General features: G+C 65.9%; 17 protein-coding genes, 2 pseudogenes and 1 riboswitch. Of the genes and pseudogenes, 18 read left to right on the forward strand and 1 reads right to left on the reverse strand.

What is annotated here, in order from left to right:
• Positions 1-176: 176 nt before the first annotated feature.
• From JX552_RS15375 to JX552_RS15400, 6 genes and pseudogenes are all read left to right on the forward strand, one after another.
• Complete coding sequence (locus JX552_RS15375) at positions 177-1,388, forward strand: PPE family protein (RefSeq protein WP_205872943.1); 1,212 nt, start codon at positions 177-179, stop codon at positions 1,386-1,388.
• A gap of 133 nt (positions 1,389-1,521) precedes the next feature.
• Entirely contained in the window at positions 1,522-2,742 is a 1,221-nt protein-coding gene (locus tag JX552_RS15380; protein ID WP_205878469.1) for a PPE family protein, read from the forward strand.
• A 520-nt stretch (positions 2,743-3,262) separates the two neighbouring features.
• Complete coding sequence (locus JX552_RS15385) at positions 3,263-3,631, forward strand: DUF732 domain-containing protein (RefSeq protein ID WP_241010571.1); 369 nt, start codon at positions 3,263-3,265, stop codon at positions 3,629-3,631.
• 220 nt (positions 3,632-3,851) lie between these two features.
• Positions 3,852-4,046 carry a ferredoxin gene (locus tag JX552_RS15390; protein WP_205872944.1) on the forward strand — a complete coding sequence of 65 codons (195 nt, stop codon included), beginning with the start codon at positions 3,852-3,854 and terminating at the stop codon, positions 4,044-4,046.
• A gap of 249 nt (positions 4,047-4,295) precedes the next feature.
• Positions 4,296-5,455 (forward strand): annotated as a pseudogene (locus JX552_RS15395) (PPE family protein).
• A 37-nt stretch (positions 5,456-5,492) separates the two neighbouring features.
• Complete coding sequence (locus tag JX552_RS15400) at positions 5,493-6,713, forward strand: PPE family protein (protein ID WP_205872945.1); 1,221 nt, start codon at positions 5,493-5,495, stop codon at positions 6,711-6,713.
• A gap of 13 nt (positions 6,714-6,726) precedes the next feature.
• Here the strand turns inward: JX552_RS15400 and pstS are convergent, their stop codons facing one another.
• Positions 6,727-7,836: a phosphate ABC transporter substrate-binding protein PstS gene (pstS, locus tag JX552_RS15405; RefSeq protein ID WP_205872946.1), complete on the reverse strand. Its 1,110-nt coding sequence runs from the start codon at positions 7,834-7,836 to the stop codon at positions 6,727-6,729.
• Between the two features lie 395 nt (positions 7,837-8,231).
• On the opposite strand from pstS, the gene JX552_RS15410 reads away from it, so the two are divergent.
• From JX552_RS15410 to JX552_RS15465, 12 genes and pseudogenes are all read left to right on the forward strand, one after another.
• Complete coding sequence (locus tag JX552_RS15410; RefSeq protein WP_205872947.1) at positions 8,232-8,570, forward strand: DUF732 domain-containing protein; 339 nt, start codon at positions 8,232-8,234, stop codon at positions 8,568-8,570.
• Between the two features lie 249 nt (positions 8,571-8,819).
• Positions 8,820-9,119 carry a type VII secretion system ESX-5 target PE19 gene (locus tag JX552_RS15415; protein WP_055579137.1) on the forward strand — a complete coding sequence of 100 codons (300 nt, stop codon included), beginning with the start codon at positions 8,820-8,822 and terminating at the stop codon, positions 9,117-9,119.
• A 318-nt stretch (positions 9,120-9,437) separates the two neighbouring features.
• The gene (esxW, locus tag JX552_RS15420) at positions 9,438-9,734 is read left to right on the forward strand and encodes a type VII secretion system protein EsxW (RefSeq protein ID WP_205872948.1); all 297 of its coding nucleotides are present in this window, start codon (positions 9,438-9,440) and stop codon (positions 9,732-9,734) included.
• Between the two features lie 59 nt (positions 9,735-9,793).
• The gene (locus JX552_RS15425) at positions 9,794-10,078 is read left to right on the forward strand and encodes a WXG100 family type VII secretion target (RefSeq protein ID WP_055579135.1); all 285 of its coding nucleotides are present in this window, start codon (positions 9,794-9,796) and stop codon (positions 10,076-10,078) included.
• Positions 10,079-10,177: 99 nt separating this feature from the next.
• Complete coding sequence (locus JX552_RS15430; protein ID WP_205872949.1) at positions 10,178-11,080, forward strand: ESX secretion-associated protein EspG; 903 nt, start codon at positions 10,178-10,180, stop codon at positions 11,078-11,080.
• Between the two features lie 275 nt (positions 11,081-11,355).
• Entirely contained in the window at positions 11,356-12,867 is a 1,512-nt protein-coding gene (gene eccD / locus JX552_RS15435; protein ID WP_205872950.1) for a type VII secretion integral membrane protein EccD, read from the forward strand.
• A pseudogene (locus JX552_RS15440) lies at positions 12,845-14,661 on the forward strand (type VII secretion-associated serine protease mycosin). Before eccD ends, JX552_RS15440 begins: the two are co-directional and overlap by 23 nt.
• A complete protein-coding gene (eccE, locus tag JX552_RS15445; protein WP_205872951.1) occupies positions 14,658-15,884 on the forward strand; it encodes a type VII secretion protein EccE in 1,227 nt (408 codons plus the stop codon). Before JX552_RS15440 ends, eccE begins: the two are co-directional and overlap by 4 nt.
• Complete coding sequence (eccA, locus tag JX552_RS15450) at positions 15,881-17,716, forward strand: type VII secretion AAA-ATPase EccA (RefSeq protein WP_205872952.1); 1,836 nt, start codon at positions 15,881-15,883, stop codon at positions 17,714-17,716. The genes eccE and eccA overlap by 4 nt, the downstream gene beginning before the upstream one ends.
• Positions 17,717-18,193: 477 nt before the next feature.
• On the forward strand, positions 18,194-19,456 hold the full coding sequence (locus JX552_RS15455; protein ID WP_205872953.1) for a PPE family protein: 1,263 nt from the start codon (positions 18,194-18,196) through the stop codon (positions 19,454-19,456).
• A 93-nt stretch (positions 19,457-19,549) separates the two neighbouring features.
• Positions 19,550-20,758, forward strand: a complete 1,209-nt coding sequence (locus JX552_RS15460; protein WP_205872954.1) for a PPE family protein — start codon at positions 19,550-19,552, stop codon at positions 20,756-20,758.
• A gap of 132 nt (positions 20,759-20,890) precedes the next feature.
• Positions 20,891-21,062: riboswitch (M-box (ykoK) riboswitch) on the forward strand.
• Positions 21,063-21,376: 314 nt separating this feature from the next.
• Positions 21,377-22,513, forward strand: a complete 1,137-nt coding sequence (locus tag JX552_RS15465; RefSeq protein WP_205872955.1) for a PPE family protein — start codon at positions 21,377-21,379, stop codon at positions 22,511-22,513.
• The last annotated feature ends 288 nt before the right edge of the window (positions 22,514-22,801 follow it).

Genomic DNA, 22,801 nt, shown 5'->3' on the forward strand with positions numbered 1-22,801 from the left:
AACGGCACCGCAGGGCGTACGGTCCGTCATGCCAATGTCGACGCCGATGCCGACGACACCCGAGGGGGCCCACACCAGCGGCGGACCCAAATCAAGGGAAGTGGCGGTGTTCCTCGTCGCCGGTTGGCTGCGGCACCAAGGGCACGACACGAGTCATAGTCAGGTCAGGTGTCGGATTGTTCGACTTCGGGATGCTGCCGCCTGAGATCAACTCGGGCCGCATCTACAGCGGCCCGGGTCCGGGCCCGATGCTCGCGGCTGCTGCGGCCTGGGATCAGCTTGCAGCTGAATTATCTTTGACTGCAACAGGTTACGCGTCCATCATTTCCGAGTTGACCAGCTCTCAATGGCTAGGCGTGTCCGCGTGCGCGATGCTCTGCGCGGTGTCTCCATACATCGACTGGCTCAACACCACCGCCGCCGAGGCCGAGATCACGGCGAGCCAGGCGGCCGCCGCGGTGGCCGCGTACGAGATGGTGTTCACCCTCGTGGTGCCCCCGCCGGTGATCGCGGCCAACCGGGTCCTCCTGATGACATTGATCGCGACCAACTTCTTCGGCCAGAACGCCCCGGCGCTGGCGGCCACGGAGGCGGATTACCTCGAGATGTGGGCCCAGGACGCAGCCGCGATGTATGGCTACGCAGCCTCCTGTGCACGGGCAACGGAGTTGGCGGGGTTTTCTCCACCCCCGCAGATCACCGATGCGGCTGCAGCTCCTGCCGCGTCAGTGCGCAGTTCGGCGCAGAGCATGCAGGCCACGATTCCCCAGCTGCTCGCCACGGCGGCCCGACCGCAGGCAGCCCGGCTGTTCGCGGCGCCACCAGCCGACGCAGCACCCCCGGACGTGCTTTTCGCCGTCGACACGCCGATCGGCGATCTGCCGGTGCTCGGGTGGTTGCCGACGCCGGAAAACAATTGGGCAGGACTGTATCCCGGGATGTACTCGGTGCTCAAACAAGCGCTGCAGGCCTATTACTCGGTAGGCATCGCCTATTTCGGTTCGGCAATAGGACAGCAGCTGTTCCCCGGTCTGGGCACCACAGCGGGTTCGGGCGGGGCGTGGTACCCGACACCGCAATACGCGGCGTTGGGTGCCGGCGGTTGGCAACACCACTGGCAAGCGGGCGTATCGGCGGGTATGGGGTCGTCGGCCAAGATCGGCGGGATGTCCGTGCCCCCGAGTTGGGTGGAAGCCCCCGAAGTCCACCACCACAGCATCGCCAAAGACATCATCGCTCCCAACGGCCACACCGATTCCGCTCGCGGGATGGACGCTGCAGTGCGTGGATTCCCGGTCGAAACGAGCGGGGCTAGACGCGCGGACAACACCGGTGTCCGGTACGGACTGCGGTACACGGTGCTCAGTCGCCCTCCGTCGGCAGGATGACGCCATGTCGCAGCAACAAGGTCCTGAGAAGCGTTGAACAGGCTGCTCACCGAGGAGGAAAACGAATGTCGTCTGGGACCGCGCACATCGACACGCCGGGTCTGCGTAACCGCCGGCCGAGGAGCCCGGCGTGATTGATCTTGGGGCACTTCCACCCGAAATCACCTCAGCGATGATGTATTCCGGCCCGGGAGCGACGTCGTTTGTGGCCGCGGCTGCGGCGTGGAGCACACTGGCCGATGAACTCACATCGACCGCGCGCAGCTACGACCTGGTGCTTACCCAACTGGTGGGGGAGGAGTGGCTGGGCCTGTCGTCAGCGGCGATGGCGGCTACCGTGCAGCCGTACGTGGCCTGGATGACGGCGACCGCCGCGCTCGCCGAGCACGCCGGCACCCAAGCGCGTTCGGCCGCAGCGGCTTTCGAGACGGCGTTTGCAGCGATCGTCCCGCCGCCATTGGTCGGGGCCAATCGCGTCGCACTGGCGCAAGCGCTGGCGAGCAACGTTCTCGGCCTCAATAGCGGCGTGATCGCACAGTTGGAAACGCAGTATGCAGAGATGTGGGCGCAGAACGCCGCGGCGATGTACCGCTACGCGGCGGCGTCGGCGGCGGCGAGCACATTCGAACCCTTCGCGGCGGCTCCTTCGGTCACCAACCCGGCAGGCGCCACCAGCCAGGCCGCGGCGGTCACCTCAGCCCAGGTCAACCCCGCGGCCTCGATTCAGGACTCGCTGGCACGGTTCTTCGATCAGATCACCAGCCAACTGCGACTTCTCGCCGCACCCGGCGGTACGCAGCGGCTGATCGAGCAATGGGAGGCCGGCTTGCCCCTCCTGTCCCAGAGCTGGTTCTTGTTGACCGGGCAGACCACACTGCCCAGCAATCTGGGCACCTTCATGCAGGGTTACGGCAGCTATGCGAGTGTCTTCTATACCACTGAAGGGCTGCCCTACTTCAGCGTCGGCATGAGCAATTTCGCTGTCCAGATCGCAAAGTCGGCCGGCTGGCTGAATACCCCGGCTTCGACTGCGGCACATGCACTTCCGGCGGCCCCGGCTGCCGGGGCGCTCGGTGCCGCCGGCGGCCAGTTAGCGGCCGGTATGGGCGAGGGAGCGCATATCGGAAACCTGGCAGTTCCGTCTTCGTGGCCCGGGGCCTCGACAGCGGCAATGACGGTGCGCCCAGCCGTGGAGATGATCAGTGAGCCCTACAGCGCAGGGGAGCCGGCCGTGAACGAAAGTCTGCTCAGCGGCCTACCGGTGACCGCGGGCGGCACCAGCAGAGGAGCGGGCTCGGTACCCAGGTACGGAATCAAACCCACCGTCATGCCGCGTCGACTGCCGGTCGGCTGACTAGGCGGTGAGGCACTTGTGTGGCCATTACGGACCATCCCCGTCGCTCTGTCGGCTCCAAAGCACCAGACGCAGTGGGATCGGAGAGTGACAGCGGTGGCGGATTGGTCCGGGATCTGCCTGCTGCATCGGTCGCAGCAGCCGTCGCAGACGGGGATCGCACGGCAGCACGGCCGGCTATGCCTGGGTGTGCCAAGGTACTGCACTCAGGTCTTCGACCGTGCCACGGGCGGGTGCGGGTGATGACCGTGGCGTGGGCCCGGACTGATCTGTGGCGCCGGGGTCCTTGGGTGCTCGACCGCCCCGGGGCGCCGCGGTCGTTTCCGAAATCGGCTCCGGCGGTGGTCTGCTCGCGATTCATCGTGGCGATGATGACTACGTCGCAAGTCATCGGGGTTCTGCTGGTCTGCACCTGGCCGCTACTCGGCCAAAAGCTCGGTGGCATCTCCCGAACAATATTGTGGGACAGAGATTCTGGTATGGGACAGGGTGGCCCGGCGGCTCCGGAGGTGGCCTCCTGGTGCGGAAAGCCGGCCGTTCGTTTCGTCCGAATTCGGATGAAACAGTGATCGCGCGCGCCTTGGTGACCATTGTGTTGTCCGCCGTGATGAACCTGGTGGGAGCCGCGACCGGCCACGCCGACACGACCGACGACAGATTCCTGGCCGAGTTGAGGTCCCAGGGCATCATGGACCATGTCTCGAGTAATCACGCGATCGAAGCCGGTCGTCTTGTCTGTTTCGAACTCGACAACGGCAGGTCACCCACCGATGTGGCGAGCGAGGTGTTGAACAGCAGCAGCATGCCGGCGTTTCATGCGGGCTTCTTCGTCGGCGCCAGTATTGACGCTTATTGCCCGCGCCACAAGCTGGAGATCGCCCCATCGTGAGACTGGGAGCCGAAGTCGGAGATCTCGACCGGTGCCTATCCGCGTCGATAGTGGGCGACTTGTGCGGCTCGGCTTTCCGCGAGCAAGTCAGCCCGACGCGAAACACCATTCCGCGCTGAACGCTCGATCAGAACGTTGCCCGGCGGAGCGGAAGGCAATCTAGCTACTCTTGAACCCTGCTGCGCACCTGCGCAGGTGTGCTTTCAGAAAGGACACCACGGTGAAGGTCCGGCTCGATCGGTCGAAATGTGTTGGGCATGCCCAGTGTTATGCGGTCGACCCGGATCTGTTTCCGATCGACGAATCCGGCTACTCGATGGTCGAAGAACACCAGGTGGCACCCGAAGACGAGGCGCTGGTGCGCGACGGTGTCGCCTCCTGCCCAGAAATGGCGCTCACTGTTTCTGAGAACTGAACCCTGAACTCTGAGTTAACGGATGATGGCGAGTAGTGAATAGTTGGCATCGATCAACCCAGAACCCCAACCATCCCTTTAGATTTCAACTGTGTGCGGAAGCCCGACGACGCGAGCTCGCGCTCGCGGAGTTGGAACATTTTTCGCGCGCAGCAGCATTGCGGCTGCTCCGCTTGACAGCGACGCCAATCGCCAGGAGGGGTGTTGTTCGACTTCGGGGCATTGCCGCCTGAGATCAATTCCAGTCGCATGTACAGCGGCCCTGGACCGGGCCCCATGCTGGCCGCGGCTTCGGCCTGGGACGGCATCGCCGGCGAGTTGAGCTCGGCTGCAACAGACTACGCCTCGATCATCACCGAGCTGACCAGCTCACCGTGGATAGGTCCGGCGTCCCAGTCGATGCTCGCCGCGGTGGCACCCTATGTGAACTGGCTCAGCGCGACCGCCGTGCAGGCAGAGAGCGCGGGCGTCCAGGCCCGTGCGGCGGCGGCGGCCTACGAAACCGCGTTCACCCTGACGGTGCCACCGCCGGTGATCGCGGCCAATCGAGTCCTGTTGATGACTCTGATCGCGACCAACTTCTTCGGGCAGAACACCCCGGCGATCGCGGCGACCGAAGCCGACTACCTCGAAATGTGGGCTCAGGACGCGGCCGCGATGTACGGATATGCTGCAGCGTCGGCGCTGGCCACCGACTTGGGTCGGTTTTCCGAACCGCCGAGGACCACCGACCCCGCATCGGCGGAATCGTCCCGCAGAGCACCACGCCAACGATTCCACAACTGCTCTCGGCGGCGGCACTGCAGCAGTTCGGACACCAGTTCATGGCAGCACCGGCGGCGGCGACGTCCGACGTGGTCATCATCACCGACACCCCGGTTGCCACCGTTCCGATGCTCGGGTGGTTGCCGACGCCCGCTAACAACTGGGCGGGCCTCTATCCCGGTATGTACACCGCGATCAGGCAAACGCTGCAGGCGTACTTCGGGGTCGGCCTCGCCAACTTCGGCTGGTCGATCGGACAACAGCTGCAGGACGGACTCGGCACGACGGCGGGTTCCGGTGGCGCCTGGTATCCGACGCCGCAATTCGCCGCCCTGGGCGCCGGCGGCTGGAATTACCATAGCGGGGCAGGACTGTCAGCCAGTATCGCCTCGTCCGCGAAGGTCGGCGGGCTTTCCGTTCCGGTGGGCTGGACCGGTGTGCCCGGTGCCACCGAACCCGCCCCGGCAGTCACGGTGGCCACCCACCTCTCGCCCTCGCCCGGCGACCCCGGCACCGTCAACGGAGTCAACGCCGCACTGCGCGGATTCTCGTCCGGAACGCGCGACGGCCAGCGTGCGGGCAACCTGGGCGTGCGCTATGGACTGCGTTACACCGTGCTCACCCGACCACCATCGGCCGGTTGAATTATGTTTAATTACAACATTATTGAGGAGTCGCGACATGGCAACCGATTTCGCCGCGCTACCGCCCGAGGCCACCTCGGCGATGATGTATTCCGGTCCAGGAGCGGCATCTTTCATGGCAGCGGCGTCGGCCTGGAACGCGTTGGCCGCCGACCTCACCTCGACAGCGCAAGGCTATGAAACGGTGCTCGGCCAGCTGGCCGGCGAAGAGTGGCTGGGTCCGGCTTCGGCAACGATGGCGCAAGCCGCGCAGCCGTACGTGGATTGGCTGACGGCCACCGCCGAGCAGGCCGAACGCGCCGCCATCCAGTCTCGGTCCGCCGCGGCCGCCTTCGAGACCGCATTTGCCTCGGTTGTGCCTCCGCCACTGGTGGCGGCCAACCGCGCCAATCTGGCCGAAGCGTTGCAGACCAACCTGTTCGGGTTGAACAATGGCGTGATCGCGCAGCTGGAAGCCCAGTACGCGGAGATGTGGGCGCAGAACTCCGTGACGATGTACAGGTATGCGTCGTCCTCTGCGCTGGCGTCGAAGCTGGAATCGTTCACCGCCGCCCCGAGTATCGCCAACTCGGCCGGCACGACTACCCAGAGCGCGGCGGTAGCCGCGGCCCAGGCTGCCCCGGCGGCGTCCATCCAGGAGTCGCTGCAGAGTTTTTTCAATCAGGTCACCGGTCAGCTGGGACTGCTGGCCACGCCGGCCGGGACACAGCAACTTCTGACCCAGACCGCAACCCAGTTCCCGATACTCACCGAGATCTGGTTCCTGCTGACCGGGCAGACCACGCTGCCCAACAACCTCGGCACGTTCATGCAGGGTTACTCGAACTATGCCAGCTTCTTCTACAACACCGAGGGTCTGCCGTACTTCAGCGTCGGTATGGGCAACTTCGCCGTTCAGATGGCCAAGTCGGCGGGTCTTTTGAACACCGTGGCGCCGGCCGCGGCGGCCGCCGTCCCGGTGCCCCCGGTCAGCGCGGCTCTCGGTGCCGGCGGACAGGTGGCCGCCGGCCTGGGCAACGGTGCCCACATCGGCCACCTCGCCGTGCCATCGTCGTGGCCCGGTGCGACGACGGTGCCGACCGTTCGCCCCGCGGTGCAGATGATCAGTGAGCCGATCACCGCCGGCGAGTCCGCCGGAACCGGCAATGTGTTGGGCGGCATGCCGGTGGGTGGCGCGGGAAACGGTCGCGGGGCGGGCGCGGCTCCGCGTTACGGGTTCAAACCCACCGTCATGCCTCGCCAGCTGCCGGTCGGCTGAGGCGACTTCGCTTTCACGAGATGGCGTTCACCGCGGTGGACAATCGCGCGCGGAACGCGTCCGGAATCGGGATGTAGCCGTGGTCCGCCAAGCCGGTCTGCCCCGATCCGATGGTGCTCTGCAGAAATGCCCGGACAGCGGTGCCCTGCTGGGCATCGGGATATTTCGAGCAGACGACCTCATATGTCGCCAACACGATCGGATATGAACCGGGCTGGCTTGGCCTATAGAAGGAGATCGTGTCGAGTACCAGGTCGTTGCCCTCGTTCACGATTCCGGCCGAGGCGATGGTTCTGGCAACCGAGTCGGAGCTGATCGCCACCGGATCCCCACCCGCCGAAGTGATGATTCGGGCCATGTCCAGATGTTGCGTCTGAGCGAACGACCACTCGTTGTAACTGATCGTCCCTTCGGTACGCCCCACCGCCGCGGCGGTGCCGTCGTTGCCCTCGGCGCCTTCGCCGACACCACCCTTGAATTGCCTGGCGGCCCCTTTGCCCCAGGCACCGCCCGAAGCGGTGTCCAGATAACGCTGGAAGTTGTCCGACGTTCCGGAATCGTCGCTGCGGTACACCACTCGGATGGGTTCGGCGGGCAGCCTGGCCGAGCTGTTCAACGCCGCGATCGCCGGATCGTTCCAATTGGTGATGGTGCCGTTGAAGATCTTGGCTGCGGTCGGCCCATCGAGCGTCAACGTCGAAACCCCGTCGACGTGATAAGTGACGGCTATCGGTCCGAACACCACCGGCAGGTTCCACGCCGGCGAACCACACCGTTGCTCGGCGCCGGCGTACTCGCTCGGGTTCAACGGTGAATCGGAGCCGCCGAAATCGGTCTGTCGTCCGATGAATTCACGGATCCCGGCACCGGACCCGTTGGCCGTGTAGTCGATCCGCTGCCCCGGGCAAGCGCGCTCGAATATGCTCACGAACCGGCTCATAGCGTTCGCCTGGGCGGTCGACCCACTGGCTGTCAGGGTGCTTTTTCCTCCACAATCCACCTTGGCGGGCGAGCTCCCGGCCGCTGAGTTCGGCGCGCTCACGTTGTCTGCACCGCCACATCCGGACAGCGTTAGGACCATCGCGGCAGCGATGGAAATGGCGCCAGGTCGGTCGAGTCGCAATTCAGTTCCTCTGATTCGGACAATCGAATTGGATTCCAGTTACCATCGATCGAGCATTCTTCCCGAGGATGTCACCGCAACGAAAGACACTACTGGAATTGCTGTCCGCCGAAAATTAACGGTCGGTGGCATCCGTCCGTCCTGATCGTGAACGGCGATGTGGTCCCGATACTTCGGGAATTCGGAAGGCAATCAACGCCGATGCGCACCGGCCGCCAGGGGCGCGAACGGCCGCCTGTCCGACCGCCAAGTGGCCAGTGGGTAAATAGCATGTGTATAACTGCGCGCTCAACTGGAATTGCGGATCCACACTCGCGAAAATTGCTTACCGAAAGCCGCCCTTCGCCGATCGAGTTCGGCTGGGTCGGCACATCACCACATCCGGGAGCAGGGGAATGAAAGCGCATATTCGCGCGGCTCGTCTTGTCACGGCTGGGGCGCTGGGCGCGGTGTTGGGCGCTCTGACGTTGCCGCCGGCCCACGCCGACACGATCGACGACAAGTTCCTGGCCGCGCTGCGCTCCGAAGGCATCATCGACCACATATCCAGCGCCCACGCGATCGAGGCCGGACACTTCGTCTGCGTCAAACTCGACAACGGCATGTCACCCAACGACGTTGCCAACGACGTACTGAACAGCAGCAATATGCCCGCGTACCACTCCGGCTTCTTCGTCGGCGCGGCCATCGACGCCTACTGCCCGCGCCACAAAGCGGAGTTGCGCGCCTCCTGAGAACAGGATCCCGAGAAACGCCAGGCCAGCGTCTCTCGCGCGGTGACCGCGGGAGAGTTGCCGCAGACTGCCGCGACTGCCCTCCGAAGCAGGTCAGGCGCTGTTACTGTGTCGTTACGAGAGGTCAGTCCGTATTGCCGTCTAGTGAACAAATCTCAACCAGGCGGCGTCGCGGGCTACCTGACGCCGCGCAGTCATCTACTCTCGTCCAGGGAGCGGTTGCTGGCATTGAAATTAGGGAGGAACAGCATGTCGTTCGTGACCACACAGCCGGAGGCTTTGGCGGCTGCCGCCGGAAACCTGCAGGGTATCGGCACCACGATGAGCGCTCAGAACGCAGCAGCCGCGGCACCGACCACAGGGGTGGTTCCTGCCGCAGCGGACGAGGTCTCGGCACTGACCGCGGCGCAGTTCGCCGCGCACGCCCAGATGTACCAGGCCGTCAGTGCTCAAGCCGCGGCGATTCACGAGATGTTCGTCAACACCCTGTCGACCAGTTCCGGTTCGTACGCTGCCACCGAGGCGGCGAACGCGGCCGCCGCCGGCTGAACGACAATTTGACACACTGAGATTTCGGGACGGACAGCGGCGGACGTGAGTTCCACCGCGACGTCCCATCAGGCGGTGATTTCGGGGTGCGACGGCCGGTCGGGGCCATCGCTCACTGATCACCTGCATTCGCCGTCAACCTGGACGCCGTTGTCCGGGTTCGACACCTTTCCGACCGTGAAGCACCCGGTGGCCGCCGGCTGACCGAAAGGAGACATTCGCAGTACTACCGGTCGGCGGATACGTCCGCGTGTAGCCGATCGGCCATCGCGTCCTGACAAAGCAGATTCGAGCAGTAACTAGCTAAGGAGAAATCAGGTGACTTCACGTTTCATGACCGACCCGCACGCAATGCGGGACATGGCGGGCCGTTTCGAGACGCACGCCCAGACCGTTGAGGACGAGGCCCGTCGTATGTGGGCGTCCGCGCAGAACATCTCCGGCGCCGGCTGGAGCGGTCTGGCCTCGGCCACCTCGCTGGACACCATGGGTCAGATGAACACGGCGTTCCGCAACATCGTGAACATGCTGCACGGCGTGCGCGACGGACTCGTCCGCGACGCGAACAACTACGAGCAGCAAGAGCAGGCTTCCCAGCAGATCCTCAGCAGCTAGCCACCACAGCTTTCGAAGCACTGGCTGCGTACGCTTTCGCACGATAGGAGAACACCGATATGACCATTAATTACCAATTCGGGGATGTGGATGCCCACGGCGCTCTCATCCGCGCGCAGGCCGCCAACTTGGAGGCCGAGCACCAGGCCATCGTTCGCGATGTGCTGGCTGCCGGTGACTTCTGGGGCGGCGCCGGTTCGGTGGCTTGCCAGGAGTTCATCGCCCAGTTGGGCCGCAACTTCCAGGTGATCTACGAGCAGGCCAACGCCCACGGCCAAAAGGTTCAGTCAGCCGGCAGCAACATGGCGCAGACCGACAGCGCCGTCGGCTCCAGCTGGGCCTAAAACCGAACTTCAGGCGCGGCAGCACACCAATTACTGGTGTGCTGCCGTGTCCTGCAGTTAACTGGAAGTTCGAATGGAATAACGACCGTTGAGGTAGGGATGGATCAACAGAGCACCCGCACCGACATCACCGTCAACGTTGACGGCTTTTGGATGCTTCAGGCGTTGCTGGATATCCGGCACGTCGCGCCGGAGTTGAGGTGCCGGCCGTACGTATCCACCGACAACAATGACTGGCTCAACGAGCATCCGGGCATGGCGGTGATGCGCGAACAGGGCATTGTCGTCGGCGACGAGGTCAACGAGCAGGTAGCCGCCCGGATGAAGGTGCTCGCCGCGCCGGACATCGAGGTCGTTGCGCTGTTGTCCCGCGGCAAGCTGCTCTACGGCGTGGTCGACGACGAGAACCAGCCTCCCGGTTCACGCGACATCCCCGACAACGAGTTCCGCGTGGTATTGGCCCGCCGCGCCAACCACTGGGTCTCGGCCGTGCGGGTCGGCAACGACATCACCGTCGACGACGTCGTCGTCTCGGACAGCGCCTCGATCGCCGCACTGGTGATCGACGGCCTCGAGTCGATTCATCACGCGGATCCGGCGGCCATCAACGCCGTCAACGTGCCCCTGGAAGAGATGCTCGAGGCCACCAAGTCGTGGCAGGAGTCGGGCTTCAACGTCTTTTCCGGTGGAGACCTGCGACGCATGGGCATCAGCGCCTCCACGGTCGCCGCGCTGGGTCAGGCATTGTCCGACCCCGCGGCCGAGGTTGCGGTGTACGCGCGCCAGTACCGAGACGACGCCAAAGGCCCCAGCGCCTCCGTCCTGTCTCTCAAGGACGGGTCCGGCGGTCGCATCGCGCTCTACCAACAGGCCAGGACGGCCGGTTCCGGCGAAGCGTGGCTGGCTATCTGCCCAGCCACCCCACAGCTGGTGCAGGTCGGGGTCAAGACGGTTTTGGACACTTTGCCCTACGGCGAGTGGAAATCACACAGCAGGGTTTAACAGCGCCGTTACCAAACGCGCAGTGTAACAACATTTTTGAACATAAAATGCGAGCAAGATGTCAACACGGCATACTGCTCTGGAACGGGCTGCAAACTAAATCGCACTACGTCAACCACAACCAATAACCGCGAGGCGAGGCAAATGAAATCGGAGTCAGTCCAGCCGCAGCGCTATCCGGGCTGCAAAGTCGCAGCCGCCCCGGTCAGCGCACCGGCAAAGCCGCCCACGCGATCGACAACCTATTCATTCGTTAGGGCAGGGGGTGCAGGACGATGACCGCAGTAGCTGATGCGCCACAGACTGACATTGAGGGCGTTTCCTCGCCCCGGGCTGTGGTCGTCGGGATCATGGCCGGCGAGGGTGTCCAGATCGGCGTTCTGCTGGACGCCAACGCCCCCGTCTCGGTGATGACCGACCCACTTCTGAAGGTGATCAACGGGCGGCTCCGGGAACTGGGGGAGACCCCTCTGGAGTCCAGCGGGCGTGGGCGGTGGGCGCTGTGCCTGGTCGACGGCACGCCGCTGCGTGCCACCCAGTCGCTGACCGAACAGGACGTCTACGACGGCGACCGGCTGTGGATCCGGTTCATCGCCGACACCGAGCACCGATCGCAGGTCATCGAGCACATCTCGACCGCGGTTTCGGCCAACCTCAGCAAGAGGTTCGCCTCGATCGACCCGATCGTCGCCCTGCAGGTCGGCGCGACGATGGTGGCGTCGGGCGTGGTGCTGGCCTCCGGTGTGCTCGGCTGGTGGCGTTGGCACCACAACACCTGGCTGACCACGATCTTCACCGCGATCGTCGGTGCCCTCGTGTTGACCGTGTCGGTGATGCTGCTGATGCGCGCCAAGACCGACGCGGACCGCCGGGTCGCCGACATCATGCTGATGAGCGGACTGGTTCCGGTCACGGTGGCGGCCGCCTCGGCGCCGCCCGGCCCGGTCGGGTCGCCACAAGCCGTGTTGGGCTTCGGCGTACTGGCCGTGGCGGCGGCGTTGGCGCTGCGCTTCACCGGTCGCCGGCTCGCGGTGTACACCGCGATCGTGACCATTGCCGGACTCGCGACCATCGCCAGCCTGGCCAGGATGGTGGCCGCCACCAGTGCCGTGACCTTGCTTTCCTGCCTGGTGCTGGCCAGCGTGATCCTCTACCACGCCGCCCCGGCGCTGTCCCGGCGGCTCGCCGGCATCCGGCTGCCGGTCTTCCCGTCCGCGACCAGCCGTTGGGTGTTCGAGGCCCGGCCGGACCTGCCGACCACCGTGGTGCGCTCCGAGGGCGGCCCGCCGACCCTCGAGGGCCCGGCGTCAGTGCGCGACGTGCTGCTGCAGGCCGAACGGGCACGTTCGTTCCTGAGTGGTCTGCTGGTGGGGCTCGGCGTGTTGATGGTCATCTGCCTGACCGCGCTGTCCAACCCGCACACCCACGAGCGGTGGTTGCCACTGCTCCTGGTGGGCTTCACCGCCGGGTTCCTGCTGCTGCGCGGCCGGTCGTACGTGGACCGCTGGCAGTCGATCACCCTGGCCGCCACCGCGGTGCTGATCGTCGCGGCGGTGCTGGTGCGTTACGCGCTGGTGCTGTCCTCACCGCTGTCGGTGTCGATCGCCGCAGCCATCCTGGTGGCGCTGCCGGCCGCGGGTCTGACCGCTGCGGCCGTCGTGCCCAACACCGTGTACAGCCCGCTGTTCCGCAAGTTCGTGGAATGGCTCGAGTACCTATGCCTCATGCCGATCTTCCCGCTGGCATTGTGGTTGATGAATGTCTATGCAGCGATCCGATACCGGTAGCAGCCGCTCGCGGCGCGGTCGTGCGATAAGCACGACCGTTGCCGCGATGCTGCTGACCTCCGGCGCGCTCGCCGGAATGCCACCTGCATATGCGATTGCGCCTCCGCAGATTGATCCGGGGGCGCTTCCTCCTGACAGCCCGCCCGGGCCGATCGCGCCCATGAAGCAGAACTCCTACTGCACGGAGGTCGGGGTGCTGCCCGGCACCGACTTCAAGGTGCCACCGAAATACATGGAGATGCTGAACCTCAACGAGGCATGGCAGTTCGGCCGCGGCGAAGGCGTCAAGGTCGCCGTCATCGACACGGGCGTGACCCCGCACCCGAGGTTGCCGCGCCTGATTCCGGGTGGCGACTATGTGATGGCCGGGGGCGACGGCCTGTCTGACTGTGACGCCCATGGCACCTTGGTGGCCTCGATGATCGCCGGAGCGCCCGCCAACGGTGCGTCGCCTCCGCCAGCGTCACCGCGCCGGCCGGTCACCATTCCGACCACCGAGAAGCCGCCACCACCACAGACGGTCACCCTCTCGCCGGTACCCGGCCCGACCATCACAGTGATTCCGGCGCCGCCCTCGCAGTCGGAAGGGGCTGGGCCCGGCCCGGCGCCCGGCCCCGGTCAGGCCCCGTCGGCCAACCGCGGCGGCGGAACCGTGACGATCCCCGGCTACGCGGGGGGCGGCAAGGTGCATCCGGTCGACCACCCGCGCGTCCCGTACCCGCTTGCTCCGTCGACCACCTCGACGTCACCCAGCCCGACTTCCTCAACGTCGGCCACGTCTTCGTCGTCGACCCCGCCACCGCCTCCGCCGCCGAGTCCCAATGCGGCACCGCCGGACGCGTTCAGCGGGATCGCGCCCGACGTCGAGGTGATCTCGATCCGGCAGTCCAGCCAGGCGTTCGGTCTCAAAGACGCCTATACCGGCGACGAGGACCCCCAGACGGTGGCCAAGATCGACAGCGTCGAGACGATGGCGCGCGCGATCGTGCATGCGGCCAACATGGGAGCCTCGGTAATCAACATCTCCGACGTGACCTGCATGAGCGCGCGCAACGTAGTCGACCAACGGACCCTGGGCGCCGCGGTGCACTATGCCGCGGTCGACAAGAACGCGCTGATCGTGGCCGCGGCTGGGGACAGCAGCAAGAAGGACTGCAAGCAGAACACCATCTTCGACCCGTTGTCGCCCAACGACCCACGCGCCTGGAACGCCGTCAGCACTGTGGTGACACCGTCGTGGTTCAGTGACTACGTGCTCACGGTCGGGGCCGTCGACACCAGCGGCCAGCCGTTGTCACAGATGAGCATCGCCGGGCCGTGGGTGTCGATCTCCGCACCTGGTACCGACGTCATGGGGCTCTCGCCCCGCGACGACGGCTTGGTCAACGCGATCGACGGTCCGGACAACACGCTGCTGGTTCCCGCGGGCACCAGTTTCGCGACCGCGATCGTCTCGGGGTGGCCGCACTCGTGCGTGCCAAGTTCCCGGAACTGTCTGCATACCAGGTCATGCACCGGTTGATTCACACGGCCAGGCCGCCCGCACGTGGCGTCGACAACCAGGTCGGTTACGGTGTGGTCGACCCGGTGGCGGCATTGACATGGGATGTCCCGCAAGGGCCCGCCCAGGCACCTAAACAACTTTCGGCGCCGCTGTCGCTGCCGAAGCCGCCCGCCCCGCGCAACATGGCGCCGGTGTGGGTGGCCACCGGGGGCCTGGCTGCGGCATTACTGATAGGCGGAGCAGTGTTCGGTACAGCGTCATTGATGCGACGATCGCGGAAACAACGATGAAGGCCCAGCGCAAGTTCGGGTTGGCGTTGTCCTGGCCGCGGCTGACTGCGGTGTTCCTGGTGGACGTGCTCATCCTGATATTGGCCAGCCACGCACCCGATTCCTGGCAGGGCGAGGGCAGAGTGGCGTGGTGGATCGGCGTCGGCATCGCGGTGCTGGTGACACTGTTGTCGATCGTCAGTTACCACGGCATCACAGTGGCCTCGGGAGTGGCGGCCTGGCTGTGGGATTGGTCCGCCGACCCCGGTACCGCCCTGGGAGCCGGCTGCACCCCGGCCATCGACTTCAAGCGTCGGTTCGGCCGTGACACGGTGGGGGTACGCGAGTACCGCGGTCAACTGGTCGCCGTGGTGGAGGTGGACGGGGGCGACAGCGACCCGTCGGGCCGTCATCGTCACCGCACCGTTGGCGGCGCATCGGCGCCGTATCTGCCGGTGGCGGCTGTGGCTGACGGGTTGCGCCAGTTCGATATTCACCTGGACTGCATTGACATCGTGTCGGTGCAGGTGCGTGGTGGCGCCGCAGCCGCCCGCGCCTCCGCGTCGCTGGAAGAGTGGCAGCCGGAGGGCTGGGAGGCGAACGAGGGCGCCGGCGATCGTCCCGCCGGCAACCGGCGCCGCACCTGGCTGGTGCTGCGGATGAACCCGCAACGAAACGTGGCCGCCGTGGTGTGTCGTGATTCGTTGGCGGCGACGCTGGTCGCCGCCACCGAGCGGCTGGTCCAAGACTTGGACGGGCAGACGTGCGCGGCCCGTCCGTTGACGGCCGACGAGCTGGCGGAGGTGGATTCCGCCGTGCTGGCCGATCTGGAACCGACTTGGAGCCGGCCCGGGTGGCGCCACCTGAAGCACTTCAATGGATTCGTCACCAGTTTCTGGGTGACGCCCACCGACATCGACACAGAATCCCTGGAAAGCCTGTGGCTGTCGGACGCCCCAGAGGTGGGCGCTACTGTTCTCACCATGCGATTGAAGACGCGGGCCGGCCGGCCGCAATTGTCGGCCTTCGTGCGCTACCACAGTGAGTCTCGGCTGCCCAAGGATCTGACGTCAGGGCTCAATCGCCTCACCGGACGCCAGCTGGCGGCAGTGCGGGCCAGCCTGCCTGCGCCCTCGTCGCGTCCACCGCTGGTCGTACCGAGCCGCGACCTGCGTGATCACGACGAGCTGGAGTTGCCGGTGACGCACGAGCCGGAGCGGGCAACCAGCTCAGCAGCACAATGACCCGCGGGCAGTCAGCCGCGGAAGATGCCAGAAACGCCATGGTCGCCGGACTCCTGGCCTCGGGCATCTCGGTCAATGGACTGCAGCCGAGCCATAACCCGCAGGTCGCGGCGCAGATGTTCACCACTGCCACCAAGCTCGACCCCGGCATGTGCGACGCCTGGCTGGCGCGAATCCTGGCCGGTGACCAGAGCATCGAGGTCCTTGCCGGCGCCTGGGCGGCGGTAAGGACGTTCGGGTGGGAGACCCGCCGGCTCGGCGTCACCGACCTGCAGTTCCGGCCCGAGGTGTCCGACGGCCTGTTCCTGCGTCTGGCCGTCACCAGCGTCGATTCGCTGGCCTGCGCGTACGCCGCGGTGCTCGCCGAGAACAAGCGCTACCGGGAGGCCGCCGAGCTGCTGGACTCGGCCGAACCCAGACACCCGTTTGACGCCGAACTGGTGACCTATGTGCGCGGAGTGCTCTACTTCCGCACCAAGCGCTGGCCGGACGTGCTCGCGCAGTTCCCCGAGGCGACCCCGTGGCGGCATCCCGAGCTCAAGGCGGCGGGGGCCGCGATGGCCACCACCGCGCTGGCGTCGCTGGGAGTGTTCGAGGAGGCCTTCCGACGTGGCCAGGACGCCATCGAGGGCGACCGGGTGCCGGGTGCGGCCAACATCGCCTTGTACACCCAGGGCATGTGCCTGCGGCATGTCGGGCGTGAGGAGGAAGCCGTCGAACTATTGCGCCGCGTGTACTCACGCGACGCCAAGTTCACCCCGGCCCGCGAGGCTCTGGACAACCCTAACTTCCGGCTTGTGCTGACCGACCCGGAGACGATCGAGGCGCGCACGGACCCTTGGGATCCGGACAGCGCGCCATCGCGGGCGCAGACCGAGGCTGCCCGCCATGCCGTGGAAGCCGCGAAATATCTGGCCGAAGGCGACGCCGAGCTCAATGCGATGCTCGGCATGGAGCAGGCCAAGCGCGAAATCAAGCTGATCAAGTCGACGACCAAGGTGAACCTGGCGCGCGCCAAAATGGGTCTTCCCGTGCCGTTGACATCCCGTCACACCTTGTTGCTGGGGCCGCCCGGGACCGGCAAGACCTCTGTCGCGCGGGCGTTCGCTAAGCAGTTGTGCGGCCTGACCGTGCTGCGCAAGCCCCTGGTGGTGGAAACCAGCCGCACCAAGCTACTCGGCCGCTACATGGCCGATGCCGAGAAGAACGCCGAGGAGATGCTCGAAGGCGCACTCGGTGGCGCGGTGTTCTTCGATGAGATGCACACCCTGCATGAAAAGGGCTACCAGCAGGGCGACCCGTACGGCAACGCGATCATCAATACCCTGCTGCTCTACATGGAGAACCATCGCGACGAGTTGGTGGTGTTCGGCGCCGGATACGCCAAGGCGATGGAAAAGATGCTCGAAGTGAATCAGGGTCTGCGACGGCGCTTTTCGACCGTGATCGAGTTCTTCAGCTATACGCCCGAGGAACTGGTCGCGTTGACCGTGCTGATGGGCAGGGAGAACGAGGACGTCATCACCGAGAATGAGGCCACGGTGCTATTGCCCTCCTACACCAAGTTCTACAACGACGAGACCTACTCCGAGGACGGCGACCTGATCCGCGGCATCGACATGCTCGGCAACGCCGGCTTCGTCCGCAATGTCGTGGAGAAGGCCCGCGACCACCGTAGCTTCCGCCTCGACGACGAGGACCTGGACGCGGTGCTCAACAGCGACTTCACCGAATTCAGCGAGACCCAGCTGCGCCGCTTCCGTGAGCTCACCCGCGAGGACCTTGCCGAAGGACTCAGCGCCGCGGTAGCGGAGGAGCGCAAGAACAAGTAACGCCTCGGTCGGACCGCATCCCACCGGCCGGCCGGCGCGACCCGGCGCGGCACGCCGAATGGGTTGTGTCCATTGCCCTGCCACCGCGGCTTCGGCCCGATACGCTGTGTGCAACTTGAGCTAGGCGAGAGGGCAGGCGCACCTGGCACGGTCGCGCTCCCGTGTGCCCGACGGTGACGGGAGGTGGGGCCGCACTTATTCAATTGGCAACGTCTGTACGAATTCGATGACCATTCTTCCCGATCCGGTCACGGCGCTTTCCCGTCGTCGAAATCGGCTGGCGCAACGATCCGGACGCGCGGTGCCACGGCACCCGTGTTGACGGCAGCACCCCGACACCACCGCAGCGGCCAAGCCCCGTAGCTGGGTCGGACTGTCTCACTAGGAGAAGTCCGATGTCTTTATCTCAACCAGCCTGTGCTGCAATGCATTCCGCTATTCATCTGATCATCGTGATCGGTTGAGGAGATGGTGGCGATGGATTTTGGCGCATTACCTCCGGAAGTCAACTCGCTGCGCATGTACTCCGGTCCCGGGTCGGCACCGATGCTGGCCGCGGTTTCGGCATGGGAGCGGTTGGCCACAGAACTGCAGTCGACGGCCGCCGCCTACGACACCGTGGTCGCGATACTGACTGACGAAGGTTGGCGCGGACCGGCGTCGGAGGCTATGTTGACGGCCATCACGCCCTACCTGACGTGGATGACCCTGACCGGGGTGAAGGCTGAAGAGGCCGCTACGCAGGCGGCAGCCGCGGCCGGAGCATTCGAATCGGCATACGCCATGACGGTGCCGCCACCGGTCGTCGCCGCCAACCGGGCCGAGTTGCAAACTCTGGTGGCCACTAATCTGATCGGGCAGAACACGGCAGCCATCGCGGCGAATGAGGCCGCCTACGGCGAGATGTGGGCCCAGGACGCGGCGGCGATGTACGGCTATGCCACCAATTCGGCGGCCGCCTCGACGCTGACGCCCTTCAGCGCCCCACCACAGGTCACCGATCCGGCTGGGCAGGCCGGACAGGCGACCGCGGTGACGCAGGCGGCCGGTGCCGCGGCGGGCACCGCTCAATCGCAGCTCCCGCAGCTGATGTCCTCGGTTCCGTCGACCCTGCAAGGCCTTTCGGCGCCGGCGGCCGGGATCGAGGACATCCCGGGCGCCGGACTGCTCGCTGACCTGCTGAATTTCTTGGACGGCAACGACGGAAACCCTTACGGGATCTTCCTGAATTCATCGTTGGTGAACGGATTCGTGTCGGCCGGATACACCAGCCCCGCCATCGTGGCCCCCGCGGCGTTCGCAGGTTTGGCGGATATCAACGCGGTGGCCCTCGGGGCGCAGCAGCAGGCGATACCGCCGATGGGTTCCGGCGAGGGGAACGCTTCCTGGATACCGGCGAATTCTCCGGCCAATCCCACCAACCTCCCCCCGTTGATGGATGTCGCCGAGGCCTCGTTCGCTACCCGCGGCGGGGTTACGGCTGGAACGAATCAAGCGGCACTGGTGGGACGGATGTCGGTTCCGCAGAGCTGGATAGCGGCGACGTCGGTGGTGAACCACGCCGGGACGGCTGACCCGGGCGGCGGGTGGACCAGTACCGCCGTTGCTCCGCAGGCTGCCGCCGCGGGTATGCCCGGCGTCCCGGGTATGCCGGCTATGTACGGGGGCAACAACTTCGGCAATCCACCACGTTACGGATTCCGGCCGACGATCATGGGGCGCCCGCCAGCCGCTGGATGACAGGAGGGAGACCACCGCGGGTGATCGGTTCCGCTTGCATGCGGCTGCCGCCGCCGACAACGCGACCACGGTTGGTGAAAGGAGGTGCCGATATTGGATTTTGGAGTACTCCCACCTGAGATCAATTCGCTGCGCATGTATTCCGGGCCCGGCTCGGCTCCGCTGCTTGCCGCCATGGCGGCCTGGGACGGAGTCGCTTCCGAATTGCGTTTGACCGCAACGGCATACGACTCGGTGATCTCGACGTTAATCAGCGACGGCTGGCTCGGGCCGGCGTCGGCGGCCATGACCGCTGCCGTCGTTCCGTATGTGACGTGGCTGAGCGCGACGGGTCTGCAGGCCGAGCAGACTGCCGGTCAGGCCGCAGCCGCAGCCGCGGCATTCGACGTGGCGTTCGCGATGACGGTGCCTCCGGCCGTCGTCGCCGCCAACCGGGCACGATTGCTGGTGCTGGTGGCCACCAACTTCCTGGGCGTCAATACACCCGCCATCGCTGCCACCGAGGCCGAATACGCCGAGATGTGGGCTCAGGACGCGACGGCGATGTACGTCTACGCCGCCAGTGCCGCGGAAGCCGCGACGTTGACGCCGTTCAGCGAACCGGACCAGACCACGAATCCGTCCGGTGCTGCGGACCAGGCCGCGACGGTCGCCCAAGCGACCGGTTCCGCGACGGGCAGCGCGTCGCAGTCCGAACTGCCCCAATTGATGTCCGCCGTGCCGGCCAGTCTGCAGCAACTGGCATCCCCGGCCGCGGCTTCGCCCTTCGACAACATCCCGCAGACCGGGCTGCTCGCCGACCTGCTGAATTTCCTCGACGGCAACGACGGCAACCCCTACGGAATCTTTTTGAATTCCAACATCGTGAACGCGTTGGTGTCGGCCCAGTACGTGTCGCCCGCGTTGATCGTCCCGGCCTCGACGGACGCGATGGCCAACCTCGAGGCGGTGGCCGACGGCGCGGCCGATGCCGCGCCCGCCGCCGCCGATGCCGCGTCTGCCGAGGCCGGTCTCACCGCGGCTCAATCAGGCGTTGGCGTGAGCGCCACCACCAGTCAAGCGTCCTTCGTCGGGCGGCTGTCGGTGCCGCCGAGTTGGACCGCGGCCGCGGAGGTCGCCGGCGACGGTGCGGTTACACTCCCCGGCACCGGTCCGACCATTACCGCAGCGGTCCCCGCCGCAAGCGGAACCCCGGGAATGCCCGGCATGCCCGCTGTCAACGCTTACTCCCGCAACTGGGGGAACGGCCCCCGGTACGGGTTCAAGCTGACCGTCATGCCGCGTCCGGTGGCCGCGGGATAGCGACGAATCGGCAAACGCAGCAATTGTCATCGTGGCGAACAACAAATTTCGCCCTCCCTGATTTTTACGAAATCCGACCAAAAGCGGGCCGGTGAGTTGACTCTTTTCGCGGCGAGTGCCACGATGACTTTGCATGCACCTCGCTAGGTGAGGCGTCTGCACGGACACAGGCCACTGACCTCGAACGTCGAAAGACGCCCAGGGTCAGGACAGCTCTTCCCGGCTTAAGGGTTGAGCCCAAGTGGCTTCCGGCGCTGGCCGGATACGCCGTGTGGTGCCGAAGCTCTGTCGAGAGGGGTGCTGGCCCAGCGGTTTTCCCGCTGGTCTCATCTCCATGGCATGCGCCCGGCACCCCCGTGTGCCCCGGCCCGAAGGAGGTGAGAGCGGAGTGAGTCCCGACGACAGTCCCTATCCGAGATCGACGACCATTTCGCTTCGATCCGGCCCGGGCACCATGTCCACAAATTGAGTCGGAAATTCTGACAATCACACGGGTGCGCCGAGTTCGCCGCCCTGCGTAATTCATGCGTGCGAAATAGCCGCACGTCAATTGCGATGAAAGCTGCCCGAATTCGGACTCGTGCTGCCGGAAAACTCAGTCAGTAAAGGAGGCGAGCGATGACTGCCGCCCTGGACTTTGCAGCGTTGCCGCCCGAGATCAACTCCGCCCGTATGTACACCGGCCCGGGCTCTGGTCCGATGCTGGCCGCGGCCTCGGCCTGGAAAGGTCTGGCCGCCGAGCTGCGCGCCACCGCGTTGTCTTTCGATGCCGTACTCGCAACGTTGACCGGCCAGGAGTGGCTCGGCCCCGCATCGGCGGCCATGGCCGCGGCCGCTGTGCCGCAGCTGGGCTGGATGAGTGCGACCGCGGCGCAGGCCGAGCAGACCGCCGCGCAAGCCGAGGCCGCCGCGGTCGCCTTCGAAGCAGCTTTCGCGGCCACGGTGCCGCCGCCGCTGATCGCGGCCAACCGGGTTCAGCTGGCGATGCTGGTCGCCACCAACCTCCTGGGCCAGAACACCCCCGCAATCGCAGCGACCGAGGCGCAGTACTTCCAGATGTGGGCGCAGGATGCGGCGGCCATGTACGGTTACGCCGGATCATCGGCGACCGCCACAGAACTGCACCCGTTCGCGGCGCCGCAGGAAGCCACGGATCCCGGCGGGTTGGCCGCACAGGCGGTCGCGGTCACCCAGGCAGCCGGCGCCTCGGGAGAGCAAAGCACGCTCTCCCAACTGATTTCGGCGGTACCGGCCGCACTGAAGGGACTCGCCGGAACCAATGGGCTAGCAGGACAGGGTTTTTGGGCTGACTGGGGACCCAACGCCAATGTATGGAACACGCTTGCTTCAAGCGGACTGATGGTGCCCGGCAGCACCTTCGGGTCATTCCTGGGCATGCTCAACGGCGCTGCCGCGGCCGATGCGGCGGACGGCGCCGCAGCAGCGGTGGGTAACGCGGTTGCCGGCTCGATGGGATCGACAAGGGTTCCGGGCGGCATCGTTTCGGCAGGCGCCGGAAATTCGGGCGCTGTTGGCAAACTGTCGGTGCCACCGGCCTGGACAGCGGCCACTCCGTTGACCAGTCCGCTGCACTCCGCGTTGGGTGGCACTCCCATGGTGGCCCCACCGCCGTCAGGGTCACCCGGAATGCCCGGCCTCCCAATGGGTAACACCAACGGGCAGCACTACGGCCGGGCTGTGCCACAGTACGGTTTTCGCTCCACGGTGATCGCGCGATCACCCGCCGCCGGCTGACGGCGCTCCAATAGAGGTGCGCACGATGCCCTTTTCGGACACCACAAGGAAAGGTGCAGTCACGTTACAGGTGTTATGCCCTACCGCTCCCACGCCTGACGTGGTTATTCCTGAAGGTCAGGGAGAACAGGCCATGCCGGTCGGTCGCGCACCAGGCGACGTCGTCTCCGGCGGCTGGGGAGGTGGCGACGAGGTGGACCCGGCCCATAGATCACCACGCACCCGGCCCACCATACTCGTCGCAGACGAAAATGGTTCGGGATGACAATCTCGGCTTGATCACGTCCT

Source organism: Mycobacterium gordonae, from assembly GCF_017086405.1.
Lineage (GTDB): Bacteria > Actinomycetota > Actinomycetes > Mycobacteriales > Mycobacteriaceae > Mycobacterium > Mycobacterium gordonae_D.